This window comes from Curtobacterium sp. GC_Cur_3, from assembly GCF_026544205.1.
Lineage (GTDB): Bacteria > Actinomycetota > Actinomycetes > Actinomycetales > Microbacteriaceae > Curtobacterium.
In genome coordinates this window covers 1-22251 of the sequence record NZ_JALNUI010000044.1, presented here as the reverse complement: position 1 = coordinate 22251, position 22251 = coordinate 1, and the positions used below count along the sequence as shown (strand labels likewise).

31 protein-coding genes are annotated in these 22251 nt (G+C 67.8%); 1 reads left to right on the top strand and 30 read right to left on the bottom strand.

Annotation, left to right across the window (positions count from 1 at the left end):
- A partial coding sequence (locus tag OXR63_RS16895) for an LCP family protein (RefSeq protein WP_267425209.1) occupies positions 1-1188 on the top strand: 1188 nt, incomplete at its 5' end.
- A 92-nt stretch (positions 1189-1280) separates the two neighbouring features.
- Here OXR63_RS16895 and map read toward each other — a convergent pair.
- The 30 genes from map to OXR63_RS16745 all read right to left on the bottom strand — a co-directional run.
- Positions 1281-2114 carry a type I methionyl aminopeptidase gene (map, locus tag OXR63_RS16890; RefSeq protein WP_267425207.1) on the bottom strand — a complete coding sequence of 278 codons (834 nt, stop codon included), beginning with the start codon at positions 2112-2114 and terminating at the stop codon, positions 1281-1283.
- A 5-nt stretch (positions 2115-2119) separates the two neighbouring features.
- The gene (locus OXR63_RS16885) at positions 2120-2710 is read right to left on the bottom strand and encodes an adenylate kinase (RefSeq protein WP_267425205.1); all 591 of its coding nucleotides are present in this window, start codon (positions 2708-2710) and stop codon (positions 2120-2122) included.
- Positions 2707-4029, bottom strand: a complete 1323-nt coding sequence (gene secY, locus OXR63_RS16880; protein ID WP_194626380.1) for a preprotein translocase subunit SecY — start codon at positions 4027-4029, stop codon at positions 2707-2709. The genes OXR63_RS16885 and secY overlap by 4 nt, the downstream gene beginning before the upstream one ends.
- A gap of 181 nt (positions 4030-4210) precedes the next feature.
- Positions 4211-4675 carry a 50S ribosomal protein L15 gene (rplO, locus tag OXR63_RS16875; RefSeq protein WP_071276739.1) on the bottom strand — a complete coding sequence of 155 codons (465 nt, stop codon included), beginning with the start codon at positions 4673-4675 and terminating at the stop codon, positions 4211-4213.
- Positions 4672-4857, bottom strand: coding sequence for a 50S ribosomal protein L30 (gene rpmD / locus OXR63_RS16870; protein ID WP_083393236.1), 186 nt, complete (start codon positions 4855-4857; stop codon positions 4672-4674). The genes rplO and rpmD overlap by 4 nt, the downstream gene beginning before the upstream one ends.
- Complete coding sequence (gene rpsE, locus OXR63_RS16865) at positions 4857-5657, bottom strand: 30S ribosomal protein S5 (RefSeq protein ID WP_267425211.1); 801 nt, start codon at positions 5655-5657, stop codon at positions 4857-4859. Before rpsE ends, rpmD begins: the two co-directional genes overlap by 1 nt.
- 83 nt (positions 5658-5740) lie before the next feature.
- Positions 5741-6118 carry a 50S ribosomal protein L18 gene (rplR, locus tag OXR63_RS16860; protein WP_071276741.1) on the bottom strand — a complete coding sequence of 126 codons (378 nt, stop codon included), beginning with the start codon at positions 6116-6118 and terminating at the stop codon, positions 5741-5743.
- Positions 6119-6120: 2 nt separating this feature from the next.
- Positions 6121-6657, bottom strand: a complete 537-nt coding sequence (gene rplF / locus OXR63_RS16855) for a 50S ribosomal protein L6 (RefSeq protein WP_071276743.1) — start codon at positions 6655-6657, stop codon at positions 6121-6123.
- Positions 6658-6663: 6 nt separating this feature from the next.
- Positions 6664-7062 carry a 30S ribosomal protein S8 gene (rpsH, locus tag OXR63_RS16850; RefSeq protein WP_071276748.1) on the bottom strand — a complete coding sequence of 133 codons (399 nt, stop codon included), beginning with the start codon at positions 7060-7062 and terminating at the stop codon, positions 6664-6666.
- 153 nt (positions 7063-7215) lie between these two features.
- Entirely contained in the window at positions 7216-7806 is a 591-nt protein-coding gene (gene rplE, locus OXR63_RS16845) for a 50S ribosomal protein L5 (RefSeq protein WP_267425201.1), read from the bottom strand.
- Positions 7806-8165, bottom strand: a complete 360-nt coding sequence (gene rplX, locus OXR63_RS16840; RefSeq protein ID WP_267425199.1) for a 50S ribosomal protein L24 — start codon at positions 8163-8165, stop codon at positions 7806-7808. Before rplX ends, rplE begins: the two co-directional genes overlap by 1 nt.
- A 3-nt stretch (positions 8166-8168) precedes the next feature.
- Positions 8169-8537, bottom strand: coding sequence for a 50S ribosomal protein L14 (gene rplN, locus OXR63_RS16835; protein ID WP_017885523.1), 369 nt, complete (start codon positions 8535-8537; stop codon positions 8169-8171).
- 35 nt (positions 8538-8572) lie between these two features.
- Complete coding sequence (gene rpsQ / locus OXR63_RS16830) at positions 8573-8857, bottom strand: 30S ribosomal protein S17 (protein ID WP_071276754.1); 285 nt, start codon at positions 8855-8857, stop codon at positions 8573-8575.
- On the bottom strand, positions 8857-9177 hold the full coding sequence (rpmC, locus tag OXR63_RS16825) for a 50S ribosomal protein L29 (RefSeq protein WP_071276756.1): 321 nt from the start codon (positions 9175-9177) through the stop codon (positions 8857-8859). The genes rpsQ and rpmC overlap by 1 nt, the downstream gene beginning before the upstream one ends.
- On the bottom strand, positions 9177-9596 hold the full coding sequence (gene rplP / locus OXR63_RS16820) for a 50S ribosomal protein L16 (RefSeq protein ID WP_071276757.1): 420 nt from the start codon (positions 9594-9596) through the stop codon (positions 9177-9179). The genes rpmC and rplP overlap by 1 nt, the downstream gene beginning before the upstream one ends.
- A gap of 2 nt (positions 9597-9598) precedes the next feature.
- Positions 9599-10414, bottom strand: coding sequence for a 30S ribosomal protein S3 (rpsC, locus tag OXR63_RS16815; RefSeq protein WP_056121423.1), 816 nt, complete (start codon positions 10412-10414; stop codon positions 9599-9601).
- On the bottom strand, positions 10414-10809 hold the full coding sequence (gene rplV / locus OXR63_RS16810) for a 50S ribosomal protein L22 (protein ID WP_071276759.1): 396 nt from the start codon (positions 10807-10809) through the stop codon (positions 10414-10416). The genes rpsC and rplV overlap by 1 nt, the downstream gene beginning before the upstream one ends.
- Positions 10810-10834: 25 nt before the next feature.
- Entirely contained in the window at positions 10835-11116 is a 282-nt protein-coding gene (rpsS, locus tag OXR63_RS16805) for a 30S ribosomal protein S19 (RefSeq protein ID WP_071276761.1), read from the bottom strand.
- An 11-nt stretch (positions 11117-11127) separates the two neighbouring features.
- Positions 11128-11967, bottom strand: coding sequence for a 50S ribosomal protein L2 (rplB, locus tag OXR63_RS16800; RefSeq protein ID WP_071276763.1), 840 nt, complete (start codon positions 11965-11967; stop codon positions 11128-11130).
- Between the two features lie 18 nt (positions 11968-11985).
- The gene (gene rplW, locus OXR63_RS16795; RefSeq protein ID WP_056121415.1) at positions 11986-12285 is read right to left on the bottom strand and encodes a 50S ribosomal protein L23; all 300 of its coding nucleotides are present in this window, start codon (positions 12283-12285) and stop codon (positions 11986-11988) included.
- Entirely contained in the window at positions 12282-12929 is a 648-nt protein-coding gene (rplD, locus tag OXR63_RS16790) for a 50S ribosomal protein L4 (RefSeq protein ID WP_194659358.1), read from the bottom strand. The genes rplW and rplD overlap by 4 nt, the downstream gene beginning before the upstream one ends.
- Before the next feature lie 2 nt (positions 12930-12931).
- Complete coding sequence (gene rplC, locus OXR63_RS16785) at positions 12932-13588, bottom strand: 50S ribosomal protein L3 (RefSeq protein WP_071276767.1); 657 nt, start codon at positions 13586-13588, stop codon at positions 12932-12934.
- Between the two features lie 13 nt (positions 13589-13601).
- Positions 13602-13910 carry a 30S ribosomal protein S10 gene (gene rpsJ / locus OXR63_RS16780; protein ID WP_017885534.1) on the bottom strand — a complete coding sequence of 103 codons (309 nt, stop codon included), beginning with the start codon at positions 13908-13910 and terminating at the stop codon, positions 13602-13604.
- Positions 13911-14486: 576 nt separating this feature from the next.
- On the bottom strand, positions 14487-15203 hold the full coding sequence (locus tag OXR63_RS16775; protein WP_267425172.1) for a DarT ssDNA thymidine ADP-ribosyltransferase family protein: 717 nt from the start codon (positions 15201-15203) through the stop codon (positions 14487-14489).
- Between the two features lie 201 nt (positions 15204-15404).
- Entirely contained in the window at positions 15405-16382 is a 978-nt protein-coding gene (locus OXR63_RS16770) for a DNA topoisomerase IB (RefSeq protein WP_267425169.1), read from the bottom strand.
- A 130-nt stretch (positions 16383-16512) separates the two neighbouring features.
- Complete coding sequence (tuf, locus tag OXR63_RS16765) at positions 16513-17700, bottom strand: elongation factor Tu (RefSeq protein WP_071276770.1); 1188 nt, start codon at positions 17698-17700, stop codon at positions 16513-16515.
- A gap of 157 nt (positions 17701-17857) precedes the next feature.
- Positions 17858-19975 (bottom strand): elongation factor G, encoded by a 2118-nt coding sequence (fusA, locus tag OXR63_RS16760; protein ID WP_267425167.1) that lies wholly within the window; start codon positions 19973-19975, stop codon positions 17858-17860.
- A gap of 87 nt (positions 19976-20062) precedes the next feature.
- Entirely contained in the window at positions 20063-20533 is a 471-nt protein-coding gene (gene rpsG, locus OXR63_RS16755) for a 30S ribosomal protein S7 (protein ID WP_144760634.1), read from the bottom strand.
- Between the two features lie 4 nt (positions 20534-20537).
- Complete coding sequence (rpsL, locus tag OXR63_RS16750; protein ID WP_058728453.1) at positions 20538-20906, bottom strand: 30S ribosomal protein S12; 369 nt, start codon at positions 20904-20906, stop codon at positions 20538-20540.
- A 383-nt stretch (positions 20907-21289) separates the two neighbouring features.
- A partial coding sequence (locus OXR63_RS16745) for a hypothetical protein (protein ID WP_267425148.1) occupies positions 21290-22251 on the bottom strand: 962 nt, incomplete at its 5' end.

Below are 22251 nucleotides of genomic sequence, written 5' to 3'. Positions count from 1 at the left end.
CTCGTGGGCGTCGTCGCGTCCGCCGTCGCCGTCGTCCTGGTCAGCGGCACGAGCGTCGCGGCCATCGCCGGCGCCCAGCTCGCGAGCGCTCCGACGTCGGTGCAGCTGAGCACGGACGACCAGAGCACCGCGAAGACCGCCGACATCACCGCGATCAAGGGCGGCGCGAACATCCTGCTCATCGGCAGCGACACCCGCGTCGGACAGTTCGACTCCGACGAGGACGTCGAGGGCGCCCGCAACGACGTCACGATGCTCATCCACGTCTCGCAGGACCACCAGCAGCTCACGGCGGTCAGCTTCCCCCGCGACCTGATGGTGCCGATCCCGGCGTGCAGCAACCCGGAGACCGGCACGAGCTACCCCGCGGCGGCGTCCGCGCAGTTCAACACGGCGCTCGGCAACGGCGGGGTCTCCTGTGTCGTGGACACGGTCGAGAACCTCACCGGCCTGAGCATCCCGTACGCGGGCCTCATCACGTTCGACGGCGTCATCGAGATGTCGAACGCCCTGGGTGGCGTCGACGTCTGCGTCGCGAAGCCCATCGACGACACGTACACGGGCCTGCACCTGGCCGCCGGCTCCCACGCGCTGCAAGGCTCCGACGCGCTCGCGTTCCTGCGGAGCCGTCACGGCGTGGGCGACGGCAGCGACCTGGCGCGCATCAGCTCGCAGCAGGTGTTCCTGTCCTCGCTCCTGCGCAAGGTGACGTCCGACGGCACCCTGTCGAACCCGGTGACGCTCTACAAGCTCGCCGGCGCCGCGCTGCACAACGTCGTGCTCTCCGACGGCCTGAACCGCGCCCAGACCCTCGTCGGGCTGGCTGGGATGCTCCGCGGCATGAGCACGGCGAACATGCTCTTCGTGCAGTACCCCGTCGTCGACGACCCGGCGGACAGTGCCCGGGTCATCGTCGACCAGACGACCGCCCACGCGCTCAACGTGGCCCTGCAGACGGACGAGAAGACCACGCTCGGCGACTCGTCGACGGGCCGGGCATCCGAGGACCAGTCGGCGGCCGCGGGGAGCCCGAGTGCCGCACCGTCGGCGCCGGCAGCGGCTCCGACCACGACCGCACCGTCCGCCGGCACCGGGACGGACGCGGGGACGGCGGCCACCCCGACGGCCCTGCCGTCGACCATCACCGGGCAGAGCGCCGCGGAGCAGACCTGCTCCGTCGGGAACTGACGGCCGCGGGGCGGAGCGGCTCCGAGCCTCCAGTCCGGTACGTCCGGCTGGTCCGGCCCGTCCGCGCACCGTCAGCGGCCTGGAGGCGGTGGCTACGGGATCGGGACCGGCGTGACGCCGAGCGGTGCGAGCCCGGCAGCACCGCCGTCAGCGGCTGTCAGCACCCAGACGCCGGCGGCGTGCACCGCGACGCTGTGCTCCCAGTGGGCGGCGTCGGACCCGTCCTGGGTTCGGACCGTCCAGTCGTCGTCGTCCGTGGTGTTCTCGATCGTGCCGGCGGTGACCATCGGCTCGATCGCCACGACCAGCCCGGGGCGCACGGCAGGACCGCCGCCGCGGACACGGTGGTTGAAGACGGGCGGGTCCTCGTGCATGGACCTTCCGATGCCGTGACCGGTGAAGTCCTCGACGATGCCCCACGTCCCCGTCTCGTCGACGGCGTCCTCCACGGCGTCACCCACCTCGTGCAGGTGCTTGGCGGTGGCGAGCGCCGCGATGCCGTGCCACAGCGAGCGCTCGGTCGTGTCCGAGAGCTGCTGCCGCGCCGCCGTCGTCGTGGCGTCGCCACCGGGGACGACGGTCGTGAACGCGCTGTCCCCGTTCCAGCCGTCCACCTCGGCGCCGGCGTCCACCGACACGAGGTCGCCGGGCTGCAGCACCCGCTCACCGGGGATCCCGTGCACGATCTCGTCGTTCACCGAGACGCACAGCGTGTGCCGGTACCCCGGCACGAGCTGGAAGTTCGGCACGCCGCCACCGTCGCGGATCGTGCGCTCGGCGATCGCGTCGAGTTCCCCCGTCGTGATGCCCGGCCGGATCGCGGACCGGACGGCGTCGAGCGCCGCTGCGGTCAGGATGCCTGGCCGTACCATCGCCCGGAGTTCGTCCGGGGTCTTGTAGATCGACGGCTTGCGGAACCGGACCACGCGGGTCAGACCGCGGCGGCGAGCCCGCGCGAGGCGAGCGCGGCCTGGATGCGGTCGCCGACCTCGTCGATCGCACCGAGGCCGTCGACCTCGACCACGAGCCCACGCTGCTGGTAGGCGTCGACGATCGGCGCGGTCTGCTCGACGTAGACCTGCTGGCGACGACGGATCGTCTCCTCGTTGTCGTCGCTGCGCCCCTGCTCGTCGGCACGCTTCAGGAGCCGCTCGACGAGGGCGTCCTGGTCGGCGACCAGGCGGACGACGGCGTCGATCGCGGTGCCGCGCTCGGCGAGGAGCGCGTCGAGGTACTCGACCTGGCCGACCGTGCGGGGGTAGCCGTCGAGCAGGAAGCCCTGCTCGGCGTCGGACTCCTGCAGGCGGGACTTCACGAGCTCGTTCGTCAGGGAGTCCGGGACGTAGTCGCCCGCGTCCATGATCGCCTTCGCCTGGACCCCGAGTGGGGTGCCCTCGGTGACGTTCTTCCGGAAGATGTCACCCGTGGAGACCGCAGGGATCCCGAAGGACTCGGCGATGCGGCCGGCCTGGGTGCCCTTCCCGGCTCCGGGAGGTCCGACGATGATGAGACGTGCGCTCAACGGAGGAGCCCTTCGTAGTGACGTTGCTGCAGCTGCGAGTCGATCTGCTTCACGGTCTCGAGACCGACACCCACGATGATGAGGATGCTCGCGCCGCCGAACGGGAAGTTCTGGTTCGCCCCGAACAGCGCCAGTGCTGCCAGCGGGATGAGCGCGATGAGACCGAGGTAGAGCGCACCGGGCAGCGTCACCCGGGTGAGGACGTAGTCGAGGTACTCGGCGGTGGGACGACCGGCACGGATGCCGGGGATGAACCCGCCGTACTTCTTCATGTTGTCGGCGACCTCTTCGGGGTTGAAGGTGATCGCGACGTAGAAGTACGTGAAGCCGACGATGAGCAGGAAGTACAGCACCATGTAGAACCAGTTGTCACCGGAGACGAGGTTGCTCTCGATCCAGGTGACCCAGGCCGCGGGCTCGGTGCCGTCGGAGGGCTTGTTGAACTGCGCGACCAGGGCCGGCAGGTACAGCAGCGACGAGGCGAAGATGACGGGCACGACGCCGGCCATGTTCACCTTGATCGGGATGTACGTGTTGTTGCCGCCGTAGGTGCGTCGACCGACCATGCGCTTGGCGTACTGCACGGGGATCCGTCGCTGCGACTGCTCGACGAACACGACGGCCATCATGATGACCAGGCCGACCAGGATGACGAACAGGAACAGCTCGAACGACTGCGACTGCTCGATCGCCCAGAGCGCGGAGGGGAACTGCGCTGCGATGGACGTGAAGATCAGGAGGGACATGCCGTTGCCGATGCCGCGCTCGGTGACGAGCTCACCCATCCACATGATGAGGCCGGTGCCGGCGGTCAGCGTGACGACCATCAGCATGATCGCGTACCAGCTGTCGTTCGAGATGATCGACGAGCAGGAGGCGCTGGCGTTGGTGCCGAAGAGCTGACCAGAGCGCGCGACCGTGATCAGGGTGGTGGACTGCAGCACACCGAGCGCGATGGTGAGGTAGCGCGTGTACTGGGTCAGCTTGGCCTGGCCGGTCTGGCCCTCCTTGTAGAGGGCGTCGAAGTGCGGGATCACGACGCGCAGCAGCTGCACGATGATCGACGACGTGATGTACGGCATGATGCCGAGCGCGAAGACCGAGAGCTTCAGCAGCGCGCCGCCGGAGAACAGGTTGATCAGGTCGTAGAGACCGCCCGAGGACGAGGCGCTCGCGAGGCAGGTCTGGACCGCCGCGTAGTCGACGTACGGTGCCGGGATGTACGACCCCAGCCGGAACAGCGCGATGATCGCGAGGGTGAAGCCGATCTTCTTCCGAAGGTCGGGGGTGCGCATGATGCGCGCGACCGCTCTGAACACGAGAACTCCGAACTTCTGGGACCGGACTGGCCAGTCGTGCCGGGCGTGGTCGCCCGTGGCCGGAAGCGCCGACCGCGTGGCCCGGTGACCGCCAGCCTGTCTGGCGGAGCGTTCCGGGCCTCCATCAAGGAAACCGTAACGGCGGCCCGTGCGCAATGCACACGGGCCGCCGGACGGGGGACTACTCGGTGACGGTGCCGCCCGCTGCCGCGATCTTGGTCTGGGCGGAGCCCGAGACCTTGTCGACCGTGACGGTGAGCTTCACGTCGATGTCACCCTGACCGAGAACCTTGACCTTCTCGTTCTTGCGGACGGCGCCCTTGGCGACCAGGTCCGCGATGGTGACGTCGCCGCCGTTGGGGTAGAGCTCCGCGAGCTTGTCCAGGTTCACGACCTGGTACTCGACGCGGAACGGGTTCTTGAACCCGCGGAGCTTCGGGGTGCGCATGTGCAGCGGCATCTGCCCACCCTCGAAGCCGACGCGGACCTGGTACCGGGCCTTCGTGCCCTTGGTACCGCGGCCTGCGGTCTTGCCCTTCGAGCCCTCACCGCGACCCACACGGGTGCGGTCCTTCTTCGAGCCAGCGGCCGGACGAAGGTGGTGCACCTTCAGGATCTGGACGCGCTCGTTCTTCTCGTCGCTCATGCGTCGACCTCCTCGACCTTCACGAGATGCGCCACCGTGGCGACGTACCCGCGGTTCTGGGAGTTGTCCTCACGCAGGACCGTACGGCCGATGCGCTTGAGACCCAGGCTGCGGAGCGTGTCGCGCTGGTACTGCTTCTCGCTGATGACGGACTTCGTCTGCGTGATCTTCAGCATGGCCATCAGGCACCTGCCTTCTCGTTCGCGGCGTGACGCGCAGCGGCCTCGGCACGGAGCAGGCGAGCCGGCACGACGTGGTCGATGTCGAGGCCACGACGTGCTGCGACGGCGCGAGGCTCCTCGAGCTGCTTGAGGGCCTCGACCGTGGCGTGCACGATGTTGATGGTGTTCGACGAACCGAGCGACTTGCTCAGGACGTCGTGGATGCCGGCGCACTCGAGCACGGCGCGGACCGGACCACCGGCGATGACACCGGTACCGGGGCCGGCCGGACGCAGGAGGACGACGCCAGCGGCGGCTTCACCCTGCACCGGGTGCGGGATCGTGTTGCCGACGCGCGGGACGCGGAAGAAGTTCTTCTTGGCTTCTTCGACGCCCTTGGAGATCGCCGTGGGGACTTCCTTGGCCTTGCCGTAGCCGACACCCACGAGCCCGTTGCCGTCACCGACGACGACGAGTGCGGTGAAGCTGAAGCGACGACCACCCTTGACGACCTTGGAGACGCGGTTGATCGTGACGACGCGCTCGAGGAACTGGCTGTCGCCGCCTCGCTTGTCACGGTCACGGCCCTGCTGACGGTCACGTCCGCCACCACGGCGGCCACGGTTGTCGGCCGAGTCGCGGTTGTTCGACGCGGAACCGGCGGCGGTCTCGACGGGACGCTCGGCGACGGGGGCAGCTGCCTCCGCCTCCTTGCCCTTCGGGGCTGCTTCGCTGGTCGCCTCGTCGGCGGTCGCGGTCTCGTCGGCGCTGGTCGTCTCGTCCGAGCTGGCGGACTCCTCGACGCTGGTCGACTCGTCCACGGACGCGGTCGCGGTCTCTTCGACGCTGGTCGTCTCGTCGACGGCCGGGGTCTCTTCGGCGTTGCTGTTGTTCGCGATGTCGCTCACAGGTTCAGCCCTCCTTCACGGGCACCATCGGCGATCGCGGCGACGCGACCGGCGTACTTGCTACCACCGCGGTCGAACACGACGGCGTCCACACCGGCGGTCTTCGCACGCTCGGCGAGGAGCTCGCCGACGCGGCGCGCCTTGGCGGTCTTGTCGCCGTCGAACGAGCGGAGGTCGGCCTCCATCGTCGATGCGCTGGCGAGGGTGTGACCCTTGGTGTCGTCGATGACCTGGACGAACACGTGACGTGACGAACGGGTGACGGCGAGACGGGGACGGGTCTCGGTCCCGGTGATCTTCTTCCGGAGACGGTTGTGGCGGCGGGCCTTGGCGGCCGCCTTGCTCTTGCCTCGAGTACGAGTTCCGATGGCCATGATCACTTACCTGACTTTCCGGCCTTGCGGCGCACGTTCTCGCCGGCGTAACGGACACCCTTGCCCTTGTAGGGCTCCGGCTTCCGCAGCTTGCGGATGTTGGCCGCCACTTCGCCGACGGCCTGCTTGTCGATGCCGTTGACGGTGACCCTGTTGTTGCCCTCCACCGTGAAGCTGATGCCTGCCGGCGGCTCGACGGTGATCGAGTGGGAGTAGCCGAGGGCGAACTCGAGGTTCGAGCCCTTCGCTGCGACGCGGTACCCGGTACCGACGACCTCGAGGCCCTTGGAGTAGCCCTGGGTGACGCCGATGATCTGGTTCGCGATCAGGGTGCGGGTCAGGCCGTGCAGCGAGCGCGACGTGCGCTCGTCGTCCGGACGCGTGACGAGGACCTGGTTCTCGTCGACGCTGGCCTGGATGGGCTCCGCGATGACGAGCGCGAGCTCGCCCTTCGGGCCCTTGACCGCGACGTTCTGACCGTCGACGGAGACGGTCACGCCTGCGGGGATGTCAATGGGAAGACGTCCGATTCGAGACATGTTCGATCACCAAACGTAGGCGAGGACTTCCCCACCCACGCCCTTCTGCTCGGCTTCGCGGTCGGTCAGGAGACCCGAGGAGGTCGACAGGATCGCCACACCGAGGCCACCGAGGACCTGGGGGATCTCCGTCGACTTCGCGTAGACCCGGAGGCCGGGCTTCGACACGCGCTTGATGCCGGCGATGGAGCGCTCGCGCTCGGGGCCGTACTTCAGCTCGATGGTGAGGGTCTTGCCCACGCGGGCGTCCTCCACCTTCCACTCGCTGATGTAGCCCTCGCGCTTGAGGATGTCAGCGATGGTCGTCTTGAGCTTGGAGCTCGGAAGCGAGACGGCGTCGTGGTGCGCCGAGTTCGCGTTCCGCAATCTGGTCAGCATGTCTGCGACCGGATCGGTCATCGTCATGATGTGATTCCGTTCTTCGCCTGGTTTCGACACCCGTTCCACGAATGCCGACCTGAGCGATCGAGTGACTCCAGGGCGATTCCCCGGAGTCTGTGTGTTCGTGCGTGCGGGCCGGAGGACGTTGATCCTCCGGCCCGCATCACCCGGAGTAGCTTAGACCGTCTGCTCGGTCGAGCGGAACGGGAAGCCCAGCTGCTTGAGCAGTGCGCGTCCCTCGTCGTCCGTCTTCGCGGAGGTCACGACGGTGATGTCGAACCCGCGGACACGGTCGATGCGGTCCTGGTCGATCTCGTGGAACATGCTCTGCTCCGAGAGACCGAACGTGTAGTTGCCGTTGCCGTCGAACTGGCGGTCGCTGAGACCACGGAAGTCGCGGATACGGGGAAGTGCGAGCGAGACCAGGCGGTCCAGGAACTCCCACGCGCGGTCACCACGGAGGGTGACGTGCGCGCCGATGGCCTGGCCCTCACGCAGCTTGAACTGCGCGATGGACTTGCGGGCCATCGTGACCTGCGGCTTCTGACCCGTGATCGCGGTCAGGTCCTTGATGGCCCCGTCCATGATCTTCGAGTCGCGAGCTGCCTCGCCGACACCGGTGTTGACGACGACCTTGACCAGGCCGGGGACCTGGTTGACGTTCGCGTACCCGAACTGCTCGGTCAGCGTCGCCTTGATCTCGTCCTTGTACTTCTGCTTCAGGCGCGGCTGGACTTTGTCAGCCGTCGCGGCAGTCGTGTCAGTCATCAGAGCTTCTCACCAGACTTCTTGGAGTAGCGGACGCGGACGGTCTTCTTGACGCCGTCCTTCTCCACCTCTTCGGTGCGGAAGCCGACGCGGGTCGGCTTCTTCGTGGTGGGGTCGACGATCGCGACGTTCGACACGTGGATCGAGGCTTCGTGCTGCTCGATGCCACCGGTCTTGGAGCCGCGCTGCGTCTGGCCGACGCGGACGTGCTTCGTGACGAAGTTCACGCCCTCGACGACGACCCGGTTCTTGTCCTTGAGGACCTCGATGACCTTGCCCTGCTTGCCACGGTCACCGCCACGCGCCTGCGTGGCGCCCGTGATGACCTGGACGAGGTCACCCTTCTTGATGTTCGCCATGGCTTACAGCACCTCCGGCGCGAGCGAGATGATCTTCATGAACTTCTTGTCGCGAAGTTCGCGACCGACCGGACCGAAGATGCGCGTTCCGCGCGGGTCGCCGTCGGCCTTGAGGATCACTGCCGCGTTCTCGTCGAACTTGATGTAGGAGCCGTCCTGACGACGGGTCTCCTTCTTGGTGCGAACGATGACCGCCTTCACGACGTCACCCTTCTTCACGTTGCCGCCGGGGATGGCGTCCTTCACCGTGGCGACGATGACGTCACCGAGTCCGGCGTAGCGACGACCCGAGCCACCGAGAACGCGGATGGTCAAGATCTCCTTGGCACCCGTGTTGTCGGCGACCTTCAGGCGGGATTCCTGCTGAATCACTGCTGTCTCCTATTTCCGCAAGCGGGCCGCGAGGCCTACTTGGCCTTCTCGAGGATCTCGACCAGGCGCCAGCGCTTGGACGCGCTGAGGGGACGGGTCTCGCTGATCACGACGAGGTCGCCGACACCGGCCGAGCCGGCCTCGTCGTGTGCCTTCACCTTGGAGGTGCGGCGGATGACCTTGCCGTAGAGGGCGTGCTTCACGCGGTCCTCGACCTCGACGACGATGGTCTTGTCCATCTTGTCGCTGGTCACGTAACCGCGGCGCGTCTTGCGGTAGCCGCGGGTGAGGGCGGCGGAGTCCTTCTCTTCGTTCGCCATCAGTTCTCCTCGGCGGTCTCGGCCTCGGTCGACGCAGCGGGCTTCTCAGCCTTCTTGGTCGTCTTCTTGGCCTTGGTTGCGGTCTCGACGGGCGCAGGAGTGGCACGGATGCCGAGCTCACGCTCGCGGAGGACGGTGTAGATCCGGGCGATGTCGCGCTTGACGGCACGGAGACGGCCGTGGCTCTCCAGCTGGCCGGTGGCCGACTGGAAGCGGAGGTTGAACAGCTCCTCCTTGGCCTTCTTCAGCTCGTCAGCGAGACGCTCGTTCTCGAACGTGTCGAGCTCCGTCGGACGGAGCTCCTTGGAACCGATCGCCATTATGCGTCGCCCTCCTCGCGCTTGATGATGCGTGCCTTGAGGGGCAGCTTGTGAATTGCACGGGTCAGTGCCTCGCGAGCGACCTCGTCGCTCACGCCGGAGAGCTCGAAGAGCACACGACCCGGCTTGACGTTGGCGACCCACCACTCGGGCGAACCCTTACCGGAACCCATGCGGGTCTCAGCAGGCTTCTTGGTGAGCGGGCGGTCCGGGTAGATGTTGATCCACACCTTGCCGCCACGCTTGATGTGACGCGTCATCGCGATACGAGCGGACTCGATCTGACGGTTGGTCACGTAGGCGGGGGTCAGGGCCTGGATGCCGTAGTCACCGAAGGAGACCTTGGTGCCACCGGTGGCCTGACCCGAACGCTTCGGGTGGTGCTGCTTGCGGTGCTTGACTCGACGGGGGATAAGCATGGTTACGCCTCAACTCCTGCGCCGGCCGGCGCGTCCTGCGGGGCCTGCTGCTCACGGCCGCCGCGGTCGCCGCCACGACGGTCACCGCGGTCGCCACGGTCGTTGCGGTCGCCACGCGGGCCGCCGCGACGCTCCGGGCGCGACGAACGCTGGTTCGCCTGCTCGCGAGCGAGCTCCTTGTTCGTGATGTCGCCCTTGTAGATCCAGACCTTCACGCCGATGCGACCGAACGTCGTCCGGGCCTCGTAGAAGCCGTAGTCGATGTTGGCGCGGAGCGTGTGCAGGGGCACGCGGCCCTCGCGGTAGAACTCCGAGCGGGACATCTCGGCGCCGCCGAGACGGCCGGCGACCTGGATGCGAACACCCTTCGCACCGGCGCGCTGTGCACCCTGGAGGCCCTTGCGCATGGCGCGACGGAACGCGACACGAGCACTGAGCTGCTCCGCGATGCCCTGCGCGACGAGCTGGGCCTCGGTCTCGGGGTTCTTGACCTCGAGGATGTTGAGCTGGATCTGCTTCTTGGTGAGCTTCTCGAGCTCACCGCGGATGCGCTCGGCCTCGGCGCCGCGGCGACCGATGACGATGCCCGGACGCGCCGTGTGGATGTCCACGCGGACACGGTCACGGGTGCGCTCGAGCTCGATGCGGGCGACGCCTGCACGGTCGAGGGTCTTCTTCAGGTACTGACGCACCTTGATGTCCTCGGCGACGTAGTCGGCGTAGCGCTGCCCGACCTTCGTGCTGTCGGTGAACCAGTGCGAGACGTGGTCCGTCGTGATCCCGAGGCGGAAGCCGTACGGGTTGACCTTCTGGCCCATTAGTTGCTCGCCTTCTTGCTCGTCGCGGCAGCGGCCTCGGCCTCGTCAGGGGTCGCGAGGACCACCGTGATGTGGCTGGTGCGCTTGTTGATCCGGAAGGCACGGCCCTGGGCACGCGGCTGGAACCGCTTGAGGGTCGTTCCTTCGTCGACGAAGACGCGGCTCACGTAGAGGTCGCGCTCGTCCAGGAAGCTGTTCGTCGAGTCCGCCTTGACACGTGCGTTGGCGATCGCCGAGGCGACCAGCTTGTACACGGGCTCCGAAGCGCCCTGGGGGGCGAACTTCAGGATGGCGAGGGCCTCGTGGGCCTGCTTGCCGCGGATCAGCTCGATGACGCGACGGGCCTTCTGAGCAGTGACGCGGATGTGTCGCACGCGTGCGATCGACTCCACCATTTCGTTCCTCCTCTTCGTCGCCGCGTCAGCGGCGACGGCCCTTCTTGTCGTCCTTCACGTGACCGCGGAAGGTACGAGTCGGCGCGAACTCGCCGAGCTTGTGGCCGACCATGGATTCGGTGACGAACACCGGGATGTGCTTGCGCCCGTCGTGCACCGCGATGGTGTGTCCGAGCATGTTCGGGACGATCATCGAGCGGCGCGACCACGTACGGATCACGTTCTTCGTGCTGGCCTCGTTCTGCGTGACGACCTTGCGAAGCAGGTGCTCGTCGACGAAGGGGCCCTTCTTCAGACTGCGTGGCATCTTCTGAACTCCTACTTGCGCTTCTTGCCGGCGTTACGGCGGCGGACGATGAGCTTGTCGCTCGGCTTGTTGGCCTTGCGCGTGCGACCCTCGGACTGGCCCCAGGGGCTGACCGGGTGACGTCCACCGGAGGTCTTGCCCTCACCACCACCGTGCGGGTGGTCGACCGGGTTCATCGCGACACCACGCACCGTCGGGCGGACGCCCTTCCAGCGCATGCGGCCGGCCTTGCCCCAGTTGATGTTCGACTGCTCGGCGTTGCCGACCTCGCCGATCGTGGCGCGGCAGCGGGCGTCGACGTTGCGGACCTCGCCCGACGGCAGACGGAGCTGCGCGTAGGGGCCGTCCTTGGCGACGAGACGCACCGAGGCGCCGGCCGAACGCGCGAGCTTGGCGCCGCCACCGGGGCGGAGCTCGATCGCGTGGATGACCGTACCCACGGGGATGTTGCGCAGCGGCAGGTTGTTGCCGGGCTTGATGTCGGCGCCGGCGCCCTGCTCGATGACGTCGCCCTGCTTGAGCTTGTTCGGCGCGAGGATGTAGCGCTTGGTGCCGTCCACGAAGTGCAGGAGCGCGATGCGCGCCGTGCGGTTCGGGTCGTACTCGATGTGCGCGACCTTGGCGTCCACGCCGTCCTTGTCGTGACGACGGAAGTCGATCACGCGGTACTGGCGCTTGTGGCCACCACCGATGTGACGGGTGGTGATCCGCCCCGAGCTGTTCCGGCCACCGGTCTTGGGCAGCGGACGCAGGAGGGACTTCTCCGGGGTCGAGCGGGTGATCTCAGCGAAGTCGGAGACCGAGGAGCCACGACGACCGGGGGTCGTGGGCTTGTAGTTGCGAATAGCCATGATTTATCCCTCTGGTCCTCAGCCGACAGCCGTGAAGATGTCGATCGAACCGGACTTGAGCGTCACGATGGCACGCTTGGTGTCCTTGCGCTTGCCCAGACCGAACTTGGTGCGGCGGGTCTTGCCCGGACGGTTCAGCGTGTTGATGCCGGCGACCTTGACGTTGAAGATCTTCTCGATCGCGAGCTTGATCTCGGTCTTGTTCGCACGGGGGTCCACGATGAACGTGTACTTGCCCTGGTCGATGAGGCCGTAGCTCTTCTCCGACACGACCGGCGAGATGATGATGTCGCGCGGGTCCTTGTTGAAGCCGCTCATGCGGTGATCTCCTTCGCGGTCTTCGACGCGATGAAGGCGTCGAGGGCGCTCTTGCTGAAGACGATGGCGTCCGACACGAGGACGTCGTAGGCGTTCAGCTGGCCGTACGAGAGCGCGTGGACGTTCGGCAGGTTGCGGATGCTCTTGAGCGTCAGCTCGTCATCCGACTCGAGGACGACGAGCACGTGCTTGACGGGCGCGACCTTCTCGAGGAGCGAGCGGGCGGTCTTGGTCGACGGCAGTTCAGCCGAGACGAAGCCCTCCACCGCGGAGATGCGGCCGCCGCGGGCACGGTCCGAGAGCGAGCCGAGCAGGGCTGCGGCGATCATCTTCTTCGGGGTGCGCTGCGAGTAGTCGCGGGGGGTCGGTCCGTGGACGACGCCACCACCGGTGTGCTCGGGAGCACGGACGGAACCCTGACGGGCGCGGCCGGTGCCCTTCTGCTTGAACGGCTTGCGACCGGCACCGCGGACTTCGCCGCGGTTCTTGGTCTTGTGGGTGCCCTGACGCGACGCAGCGCGCTGCGCGGTGACGACCTGGTGGATCAGCGGGACGTTGGTCTCGACGTCGAAGAGAGCTTCGGGGAGCTCGACGGTGCCGGAGACGGCACCCGAGGCGTCGAGGATGTCGATCGTGGTGGCCATGATCACTTACCCTTCACGGCGGTGCGGACGAAGACGGAGCGGCCACGAGCACCGGGGACGGCGCCCTTGACGAGCAGCAGACCCTTCTCGGCGTCGACGGCGTGCACCGTGAGGTTGAGGACGGTGACACGCTCGCCACCCATACGACCGGCCATGCGCATGCCCTTGAAGACACGCGACGGGGTCGAGGAAGCACCGATCGAGCCGGGCTTGCGGTGGTTGCGGTGCGAACCGTGCGAGGCGGAGACGCCGTGGAAGCCGTGGCGCTTCATGACACCCGCGAAGCCCTTGCCCTTGCTCGTGCCGACGACGTCGACCTTCGCGCCGGCTTCGAACGTGGCGTCCACGGTGAGCTCCTGGCCCAGCGTGTACTCGCCCGCGTCGGAGGTGCGGATCTCGGTGAGGGTGCGGCGCGGGGTGACCCCGGCGGCCTCGAAGTGGCCAGCGGCCGGCTTGTTCACCTTGCGGGGGTCGATCTGGCCAGCGGCGATCTGGATCGCCTCGTAGCCGTCGCGCTCGACGTTGCGGATCTGGGTGACCACGTTCGGGCCGACCTCGATCACGGTGACGGGGATGAACTTGTTGTTCTCGTCCCACACCTGGGTCATCCCGAGCTTCTTGCCGAGGAGGCCCTTGACGGTCTTGGTTGAGTTCGCCATCAGTGCAGCCCCCTTACAGCTTGATCTCGATGTTGACGTCGGCCGGCAGGTCGAGACGCATGAGCGAGTCAACGGCCTTCGGCGTCGGGTCGACGATGTCGATGACCCGCTTGTGCGTGCGCTTCTCGAAGTGCTCGCGCGAGTCCTTGTACTTGTGAGGAGAGCGGATCACTGCGATCACGTTCTTCTCGGTGGGGAGCGGCACCGGGCCGACCACGGTTGCACCGGCACGGGTCACCGTGTCGACGATCTTCCGGGCCGACGTGTCGATGACCTCGTGGTCGTACGACTTGAGCCGGATGCGGATCTTCTGTCCCGCCATGTCTTCTGTCCTCTCTGCGCCGCGCACCCTCAGGCCGCCTGACACCGCCGGGTTCCGCCCTGTGCGGACCTGGCTGTTTACGTGAATCACCGGGCGCATCCACTGGGGATGACCGCTGTTCTCCTGTCAACCGCGCGGGCGGACGTGCTGCTGGTGCTCACACCGGCCCGCGTGGACGTGTCGCCTCCCGCACACCGGCGGACCGGCATGGTGGTGGGAGTCGAGCTGTTCTGCTGCCTGCGGCCCAACCCAGCCCTGCTGAACAGGGGGGTTGTGCACTGCCAGAGCAGTGATCCGGCGGGCGCGAACGCCCGCGGAATTTCGGAACCGGACAAGTCTCGCATGTCCCCGCCATCGGTGCAACCCGGGCGTGTCGCGCTCGTCGACCGGGTCGCCTCCCCCGTCCTGCCGCGGATCCGTCGGCCTGGAGGCTCGGCTCGTCTCCGCCCCGCCAGTGCGGTCCGGCGCGGCACCGGGACGCCGCTGGACGACCGAACGGACACGTCCCCACGCAGTGCATGGGGACGTGTCCGTTCGGTGGTGCGATGTGGACCGGGGCGTCCCGGTCCGGGGTGCCTAGTCCTCGTCCGGGACCACCGGCGGGACGAACCACGGCGGGAAGACGGCGACGCGGGGAGCGTGGCCACCGTGCTCGGAGAGGATGTCCTTCACCGCGTGGCGTGCGCGGTCGTTCGGCACACCGATGACCGCGACGGCGGAGAACGGCACGCTCGGGCCCGCGAGGACCTCGAGCCCGGTCATGTCCGGGTCGGTGAGGTCCGTGCGGCGCAGCAGGTTCGCCGCGGCCTCGGGTCCGACGGCGAACCGGGCGTCCTCGGCGTCGGCGTCGGTGTCCGCCAGGATCACGGAGTCACCGAACGCCGCGGTGGGGACCACGAGCACGACGTAGTCGACACCACGGGCGTTCCTGGCGGCGTCGGACCACCGGGACTCGTCGAGTGCGCCGCGACGCACCTCGTCCCAGCGTGCGCCGTCCGGCGAGAGCGAGAACGGCACGTGGCCGGCGACGCTCGAGCCGTCGGGAGCAGTGGCCTCGGCACGGGAGGCGCGGAGCTCCGGGCTGCTGATGTCGTAGGACGGCGTCACCTGGTCGGCCGCGACGATGGCCTGGTCGGCGACGATCCCGTCGAAGTTGTCGATGTGGGTGACGTGGTGTGCGCGCAGCGCGCCGAACACCCGCGCAGCGGGCATCGCGGGCTCTGCGGTGCGCAGGGCGGTCGCCTTGGCACGGGCGGGCGAACCGCCGGGCGTGGAACGCAGGGAGGTGCTCACGCGGGTTCGCCGCGGAGCTGGGGCCTTGGGGACTTCCGGCACGTCACGCTGGCGCGGGGCGCAGATGTCGCAGAGTTCCGTGGGGAATCCGTGGATGCACTCGTCTGTCACGACTGGTGTGGGTCCTTCCGTGCCGCGTGGGGGTGGAACGGCACAAGGTTCTACGGTACGTCATCCAGCCCCGGAGCGGGACCGATCCGCTCATTGCCGGTACAGCAGCGCCCGGACCTCGGACTCGGCGGCGTGCAGTCTCGCCGGGTCGATCGTCTCGCCGTGGTCGTACGCGTCGAGCAGTCGGGGGTCGATGTAGCTGGCGCGCGCCACGGTCGGGGTGTTGCCGAGGACCTCGCTCGCGGCCTTCACCGCGTGCGACACCGCGCTCTTCCGCTTGCCGACACCGGTCTGCGGGCCCGTCTTCGCGAGGTCCACCGCTGCGGCCACCGTGCCGTGGAGCGTCCGGAAGTCCTTCGCGGTGAACTCGTCGCCCGCGCGCTCCTTGACGTACGCATTGATGTCCTCGGCCGACAGCGGCTCCCACTCGGCGCCTCGGGCCACGCGGTACGACAGCAGCCGCGCGTTCGCTCCGCGTCGCTTCATCCCGGAGATCACCCGCGCCAGGTCGGCGTCATGGATCGAGGACGACCACTCCTGGTGGCTCTTGCCGGGGAACGACAGCTCGATGTCGTCGCCGGAGACCTTGGCGTGCGCGCAGAGCAGCGTCGAGAGGCCCCGGCTGCCGTGTTCGGTCGCGTACCGCTCGGACCCGACCCGCAGCGACCCTTGGTCGAGCATCCGGAACGCCGCCGCGAGGGACCGACGCTGGTCCGGCTCCGGTCGGCGGAGGTCCTGCGTGACCATGCGGCGGGCCGCGGGCAGGGACTCGGCGAGGGCCAGCGCTCGGTCGTACTTGATCTTGTCCATCCGGTCCCGCCAGGACGGGTGGTACATGTACTGCCGCCGGCCGGCGCCGTCGAAGCCGGTCGCGATGATGTGGCCGTTCTCGTACGGCGAGATCCAGACGTCGTCCCACGCGGGCGGGATGACGAACTCGTCGAGACGCTGGCGCACCTCGGGGTCCGTGACGGTGTTGCCGTCGGGGTCGCGGTAGGAGTACCCCTGCCCGCTGCGGACCCGGTGGTAGCCACGACCGTTGGTCTTGGATCTGCGGAGACGTGTCACTCGACCGAGCAAACACGTCGTGCCTGCTCGGGGCAGCAGGAAACGTCGCATTGCGCGTCCGTCGCGCCCCGAGACGACGAAAGCGGGGCCGAGCCCGAAGGCCCGACCCCGCTGACGCTGGGAACGAGAGTTACTTGATGATCGTCTCGACCGTACCGGCACCCACCGTGCGGCCACCCTCACGGATGGCGAAACGGAGGCCCTCCTCCATGGCGATCGGCTGGATCAGCTCGACCGTCATCGAGACGGTGTCGCCGGGCATGACCATCTCGGTGCCCTCGGGCAGCGTGATGACGCCGGTGACGTCCGTGGTGCGGAAGTAGAACTGCGGGCGGTAGTTCGCGTAGAACGGGTTGTGACGGCCGCCCTCTTCCTTGTTCAGGATGTACGCGTTCGCCTTGAACTCGGTGTGCGGCGTGACCGAACCCGGCTTCACGACGACCTGGCCGCGCTCGACGTCTTCGCGCTTGAGGCCACGGATGAGCAGACCGGTGTTGTCACCGGCGACTGCCTTGTCCAGCAGCTTGCGGAACATCTCGATGCCCGTGACCGTGGTCTTCTGGGTCGCCTTGATGCCGACGATCTCGACCTCGGAGTTGAGGTCCAGCTCGCCACGCTCGACGCGACCGGTGACGACGGTGCCACGACCGGTGATCGTGAAGACGTCCTCGATCGGCATCAGGAAGGGCTGGTCGGTGGCGCGGATGGGGTCCGGCACGCTCTCGTCGACAGCGGCCATGAGGTCCTGGACGGACTTGACCCACTTCTCGTCGCCGTCGAGCGCCTTGAGCGCCGACACCTGCACGACGGGGGCGTCCTCGTCGAACTCCTGCGAGCCGAGGAGCTCACGGACCTCGAGCTCGACGAGCTCCAGGATCTCCTCGTCGTCCACCATGTCGGACTTGTTCAGCGCGACGACGATGTAGGGCACGCCGACCTGGCGAGCGAGCAGCACGTGCTCACGCGTCTGGGGCATGGGACCGTCGGTGGCGGCGACCACGAGGATCGCGCCGTCCATCTGGGCCGCACCGGTGATCATGTTCTTCACGTAGTCAGCGTGACCAGGAGCGTCGACGTGCGCGTAGTGGCGCTTCTCCGTCTGGTACTCGACGTGCGAGATGTTGATCGTGATGCCGCGCTGGCGCTCTTCGGGAGCGTTGTCGATCTGTGCGAAGTCACGGGCCTCGTTGAGGTCCGGGTACTGGTCGTGCAGAACCTTGGTGATCGCCGCCGTGAGCGTCGTCTTGCCGTGGTCGACGTGACCGATGGTTCCGATGTTGACGTGCGGCTTGGTGCGCTCGAACTTGGCCTTGGCCACTGTGGGTCCTCCTCAGGACTCGGATGCGACACCCCCGGAGGCATCCCTGTCGGGGTGCTGCTCCGTTGGTCCGCGGTGTGTGTGTCTGTACTTTACTTGGTGGCGAGGGGCCCGTCGCCGGGCGCCCCCGCCTGTGGAGAACACGCTCGGAGGAGCGTTACTCTCCCTTGGCCTTCGCGACGATCTCCTCGGCGACGTTCGACGGGACCTGGTTGTAGGTCTCGAAGGTCATCGAGTAGACGGCACGACCGGAGGTCTTCGAACGAAGGTCCCCGACGTAGCCGAACATCTCGGACAGCGGCACGCTCGCGCGGACCACCTTGACGCCCGAGGCGTCCTCCATCGCGGCGATGTTGCCACGACGGGAGCTCAGGTCACCGATGACGTCGCCCATGTACTCCTCGGGCGTACGGACCTCGACGGCCATGATCGGCTCGAGGATCACGGGACCGGCCTTGCGAGCCGCTTCCTTGTACGCGATCGAGCCGGCGATCTTGAACGCCATCTCGGACGAGTCGACGTCGTGCGCCGCGCCGTCCTTGAGGATGGCCTTCACGCCGACCGTCGGGTACCCGGCGAGGATGCCGACCTGCATGGCGTCCTGGATGCCGGCGTCGACCGACGGGATGTACTCACGCGGGATGCGACCACCGGTGACGGCGTTCACGAACTCGTAGACCTTCTCGGAGGTGACCTCCATGGGCTCGAGCGCGATCTGCACCTTCGCGAACTGACCGGAGCCACCGGTCTGCTTCTTGTGGGTGTAGTCGTAGCGCTCGACGACCTTCGTCAGGGTCTCGCGGTAGGCCACCTGGGGCTTGCCGACGTTGGCCTCGACGTGGAACTCACGCTTCATGCGGTCGACCAGGATGTCGAGGTGGAGCTCGCCCATGCCCTTGATCGTGGTCTGACCGGTCTCGGCGTTGAGCTCGACGCGGAACGTCGGGTCCTCTTCGGCGAGCTTCTGGATGGCCGTGGAGAGCTTCTCCTGGTCAGCCTTGGTCTTCGGCTCGATCGCGACCTCGATGACCGGCTCCGGGAACGTCATCGACTCGAGGACGACCTGGTCCTGCGGGTCGCAGAGCGTGTCGCCCGTGGTCGTGTCCTTGAGGCCGATGACCGCGTAGATGTGACCGGCGGTGACGTTGTCGACCGGGTTCTCCTTGTTGGAGTGCATCTGGAAGATCTTGCCGATGCGCTCCTTCTTGCCCTTGGTCGAGTTGATGACCTGTGCACCGGACTCGATGTGGCCGGAGTACACGCGGACGTAGGTCAGACGACCGAAGAACGGGTGCACGGCGACCTTGAAGGCCAGCGCGGAGAAGGGCTCGGAGGCCTCCGGCTTGCGGATGATCTCCTTCTCTTCGTCCTTGACGTCGTGACCGATCATCGGCGGGACGTCGAGCGGCGACGGCAGGTAGTCGATGACCGCGTCGAGCATCGGCTGGACGCCACGGTTCTTGAACGCGGAACCGCAGAGGACCGGGTAGATGTCGCTGTTGACGGTCAGCGTTCGGATCGCGGACTTGATCTCGGCGACCGAGAAGTCCGTGTCGCCCTCGAGGTAGCGCTCCATGAGCTCGTCGTTGGCCTCGGCCACGCGCTCGATGAGCTTCTCGCGGTACTCCGCAGCACGGTCGGCGAGGTCCGCGGGGATCTCCTCGATCTCGTACTTGGCGCCCATCTGGACGTCACCCTTCGCGTCGCCGCGCCAGGTGAGTGCACGCATCTCGACCAGGTCGACGACGCCCTCGAAGGAGGACTCCGCACCGATCGGGAGCTGCAGCACGAGGGGCTCCGCGCCGAGGCGGTTCACGATCGTGTCGACGGTGAAGTAGAAGTCCGCGCCGAGCTTGTCCATCTTGTTGACGAAGCAGATGCGCGGGACGTTGTACTTGTCGGCCTGGCGCCAGACGGTCTCCGACTGGGGCTCGACGCCCTCTTTCCCGTCGAAGACGGCGACGGCACCGTCGAGGACGCGGAGCGAGCGCTCCACCTCGACCGTGAAGTCGACGTGCCCGGGGGTGTCGATGATGTTGATCTGGTTGTTGTCCCAGAAGCAGGTGGTCGCGGCCGACGTGATCGTGATGCCGCGTTCCTGCTCCTGCGCCATCCAGTCCATCGTGGCTGCGCCGTCGTGGACTTCACCGATCTTGTGCGTGATGCCCGTGTAGAACAGGATGCGCTCGGTGGTCGTGGTCTTGCCGGCGTCGATGTGCGCCATGATGCCGATGTTGCGGACCTTGTTCAGGTCGGTGAGCACGTCCTGTGCCACAGGGTTCCTCCGGGAGAGTTGTAGGAGAGATGGCGTCCGTCAGGGCGCCGGGGTTCTTGACCACCGGCACCCTGACGATGCCGGTGACTACCAGCGGTAGTGCGCGAAGGCCTTGTTCGACTCGGCCATCTTGTGGGTGTCCTCACGACGCTTGACAGCGGCACCGAGGCCGTTGGAGGCGTCGAGGATCTCGTTCATGAGACGCTCGGTCATCGTCTTCTCGCGACGGGCCTTGGCGTACGAGGTCAGCCAGCGGAGCGCCAGCGTGTTCGCACGGTGCGGCTTGACCTCGACCGGGACCTGGTAGGTCGAGCCACCGACGCGGCGGCTGCGGACCTCGAGGGTCGGTCGGACGTTGTCGAGCGCCTTCTTCAGCGTGACGACGGCGTCCTGGCCGTTCTTCGACGAGACACCTTCGAGCGCGTCGTAGACGATGCGCTCGGCGAGGCCCTTCTTGCCGTCGAGGAGGATCTTGTTGACGAGCTGGCTGACGATCGGTGCGCCGTAGACGGGGTCTGCGACGACGGGGCGCTTGGGGGCTGGACCCTTACGAGGCATCGGACTAACCCTTCTTCGCGCCGTAGCGGCTACGCGCCTGCTTACGGTTCTTGACGGCCTGCGTGTCGAGGGCGCCACGGATGATCTTGTAGCGCACGCCGGGGAGGTCCTTCACGCGACCGCCGCGGACGAGCACCATCGAGTGCTCCTGCAGGTTGTGGCCCTCACCCGGGATGTAGGCCGTGACCTCGGTGCCGTTCGAGAGCTTCACACGAGCGACCTTGCGCAGTGCCGAGTTGGGCTTCTTGGGGGTGGTGGTGTAGACGCGGGTGCACACACCACGCTGCTGGGGGTTCGCCTTGAGTGCCGGCGCCTTGGTCTTGACGACCTTGGGCGTACGACCCTTGCGAACCAGCTGCTGAATAGTAGGCAACTGTTCTCCTGGTTCTCGCTCGTGTTCTCTGGCCGACGCGGTCCGTCGGCATCCTCGCCCACGCAGACGACCGCTGAAGTGGCAGATCGTGGTCCGGGGGCGGACTGTCCGGTCGTGGTCATCGACCAGCCGGACTTTCAGGGCGCGCCCGAGGGCGCACACCCAGATGAGACTACCTGCGTCACCGGGTGAAATCAATCCGGGCGCGTCGCCCTGGAGGCCCGTGGTGTCGGCCGTGGGCGAACACCACCACGGCCGGTCAGTCCCGCTGGGCGCGGGGCGCTCCCCGGGGCCGGCCACCCCGACGAGCCGCCGGGTCTCGGGGTGGTGACCACGGCCTCCCGGCCGGGTGCGACCGAGGGTGTCGGCCACGCTGGCCGGCGTCAGGAACCGGTGTCGGACGAACCGTTGCCGATGGCCGAGACGAAGGTGGCACCGGCGTCCGAGAAGCCGGTGACGTAGCCGCTCGCGTTCACGTTGATCGGGCCGGCCGTCGCCGTGCCGGTGCCGGCCGGGCCGGTGAAGGCCGCGGTGAACGTCGCCGAGCCGAAGGAGGACGTCGTGACCATCCACCCCTTGCTCAGCCAGCCGTCGACCTGCACGGTGGGACGGGTGTCGAGCGTCCACTTCTGGTTCGTGTAGGTGTTCGCCGGGTTCTCGCCGTAGGCGTAGAAGCTGCAGCCGCTCGGAGCCGTCTCGGTCGAGGCGATGCAGCCGTCCACCCAGGCGTCCACCGCCGCCGTGGCCGCCTGCCTGCCGGCGTCGGTGAGGGACGCGGTCATCGAGACCGGGCTCGAGCCGGTGTCGCCGAACCCGAGGACCCTGGTCGTGGTGGCCTTCGCCGAGAACCACTTGCCGCCGTCCACGGCGACGTCGTACGTGCCCGGGAGCGCCCGCAGGGTCACCGCGCCGGAGGAGTCCGTGCTCGTGCGCTGCCCGGCGACCGCGACCGCCGTCCTCGGCGGCCCCGCCACGACCACGTCGACCGCACCGAGCGTCGGCGCACGGAGCTCCCAGCGCGGGAAGACGCCCCAGTCGGTGCCGACCTGCTCGAGCGTGAACGTCGCGGGGACCCGGCGCCCCGCCTGCGTGAGGTAGACGCCGACCGTCGCGGTGTCGCCGCTGCGCTCGACGGCGGCGACGCGGTAGCCGGTCACACGCCCCGTCGCCTTGGCGTACGCGGCGTCGGTGAGCAGCACGTCGGACTTCGTGTGGCGGATGCCGGCAGCGGTCAGGGCGTCGTCGACGTGGCCGGCGCTGAGGTCGTCGAGGAAGGCCTCGACCTGGCGCTCGGGAGCGTGGGAGGCGCTGCCGACCGAGTAGCCGACCAGGCCGGCGACCACGA

Excerpts from the sequence above, each read along its gene's own strand:
- rplO (WP_071276739.1), bottom strand. The coding sequence starts at position 4,675 with ATGAGCGACGAGAAGAACGAGCGCGTCCAGATCCTGAAGGTGCACCAC.
- rpmD (WP_083393236.1), bottom strand. The coding sequence starts at position 4,857 with ATGGCCATGCTGAAGATCACGCAGACGAAGTCCGTCATCAGCGAGAAG.
- rplR (WP_071276741.1), bottom strand. The coding sequence starts at position 6,118 with ATGGCCATCGGAACTCGTACTCGAGGCAAGAGCAAGGCGGCCGCCAAG.
- rplF (WP_071276743.1), bottom strand. The coding sequence starts at position 6,657 with ATGTCTCGAATCGGACGTCTTCCCATTGACATCCCCGCAGGCGTGACC.
- rpsH (WP_071276748.1), bottom strand. The coding sequence starts at position 7,062 with ATGACGATGACCGATCCGGTCGCAGACATGCTGACCAGATTGCGGAAC.
- rplE (WP_267425201.1), bottom strand. The coding sequence starts at position 7,806 with ATGACTGACACGACTGCCGCGACGGCTGACAAAGTCCAGCCGCGCCTG.
- rplX (WP_267425199.1), bottom strand. The coding sequence starts at position 8,165 with ATGGCGAACATCAAGAAGGGTGACCTCGTCCAGGTCATCACGGGCGCC.
- rpsQ (WP_071276754.1), bottom strand. The coding sequence starts at position 8,857 with ATGGCGAACGAAGAGAAGGACTCCGCCGCCCTCACCCGCGGCTACCGC.
- rpmC (WP_071276756.1), bottom strand. The coding sequence starts at position 9,177 with ATGGCGATCGGTTCCAAGGAGCTCCGTCCGACGGAGCTCGACACGTTC.
- rplP (WP_071276757.1), bottom strand. The coding sequence starts at position 9,596 with ATGCTTATCCCCCGTCGAGTCAAGCACCGCAAGCAGCACCACCCGAAG.
- rpsC (WP_056121423.1), bottom strand. The coding sequence starts at position 10,414 with ATGGGCCAGAAGGTCAACCCGTACGGCTTCCGCCTCGGGATCACGACG.
- rplV (WP_071276759.1), bottom strand. The coding sequence starts at position 10,809 with ATGGTGGAGTCGATCGCACGCGTGCGACACATCCGCGTCACTGCTCAG.
- rpsS (WP_071276761.1), bottom strand. The coding sequence starts at position 11,116 with ATGCCACGCAGTCTGAAGAAGGGCCCCTTCGTCGACGAGCACCTGCTT.
- rplB (WP_071276763.1), bottom strand. The coding sequence starts at position 11,967 with ATGGCTATTCGCAACTACAAGCCCACGACCCCCGGTCGTCGTGGCTCC.
- rplW (WP_056121415.1), bottom strand. The coding sequence starts at position 12,285 with ATGAGCGGCTTCAACAAGGACCCGCGCGACATCATCATCTCGCCGGTC.
- rplD (WP_194659358.1), bottom strand. The coding sequence starts at position 12,929 with ATGGCCACCACGATCGACATCCTCGACGCCTCGGGTGCCGTCTCCGGC.
- rplC (WP_071276767.1), bottom strand. The coding sequence starts at position 13,588 with ATGGCGAACTCAACCAAGACCGTCAAGGGCCTCCTCGGCAAGAAGCTC.
- rpsJ (WP_017885534.1), bottom strand. The coding sequence starts at position 13,910 with ATGGCGGGACAGAAGATCCGCATCCGGCTCAAGTCGTACGACCACGAG.
- rpsG (WP_144760634.1), bottom strand. The coding sequence starts at position 20,533 with ATGCCTCGTAAGGGTCCAGCCCCCAAGCGCCCCGTCGTCGCAGACCCC.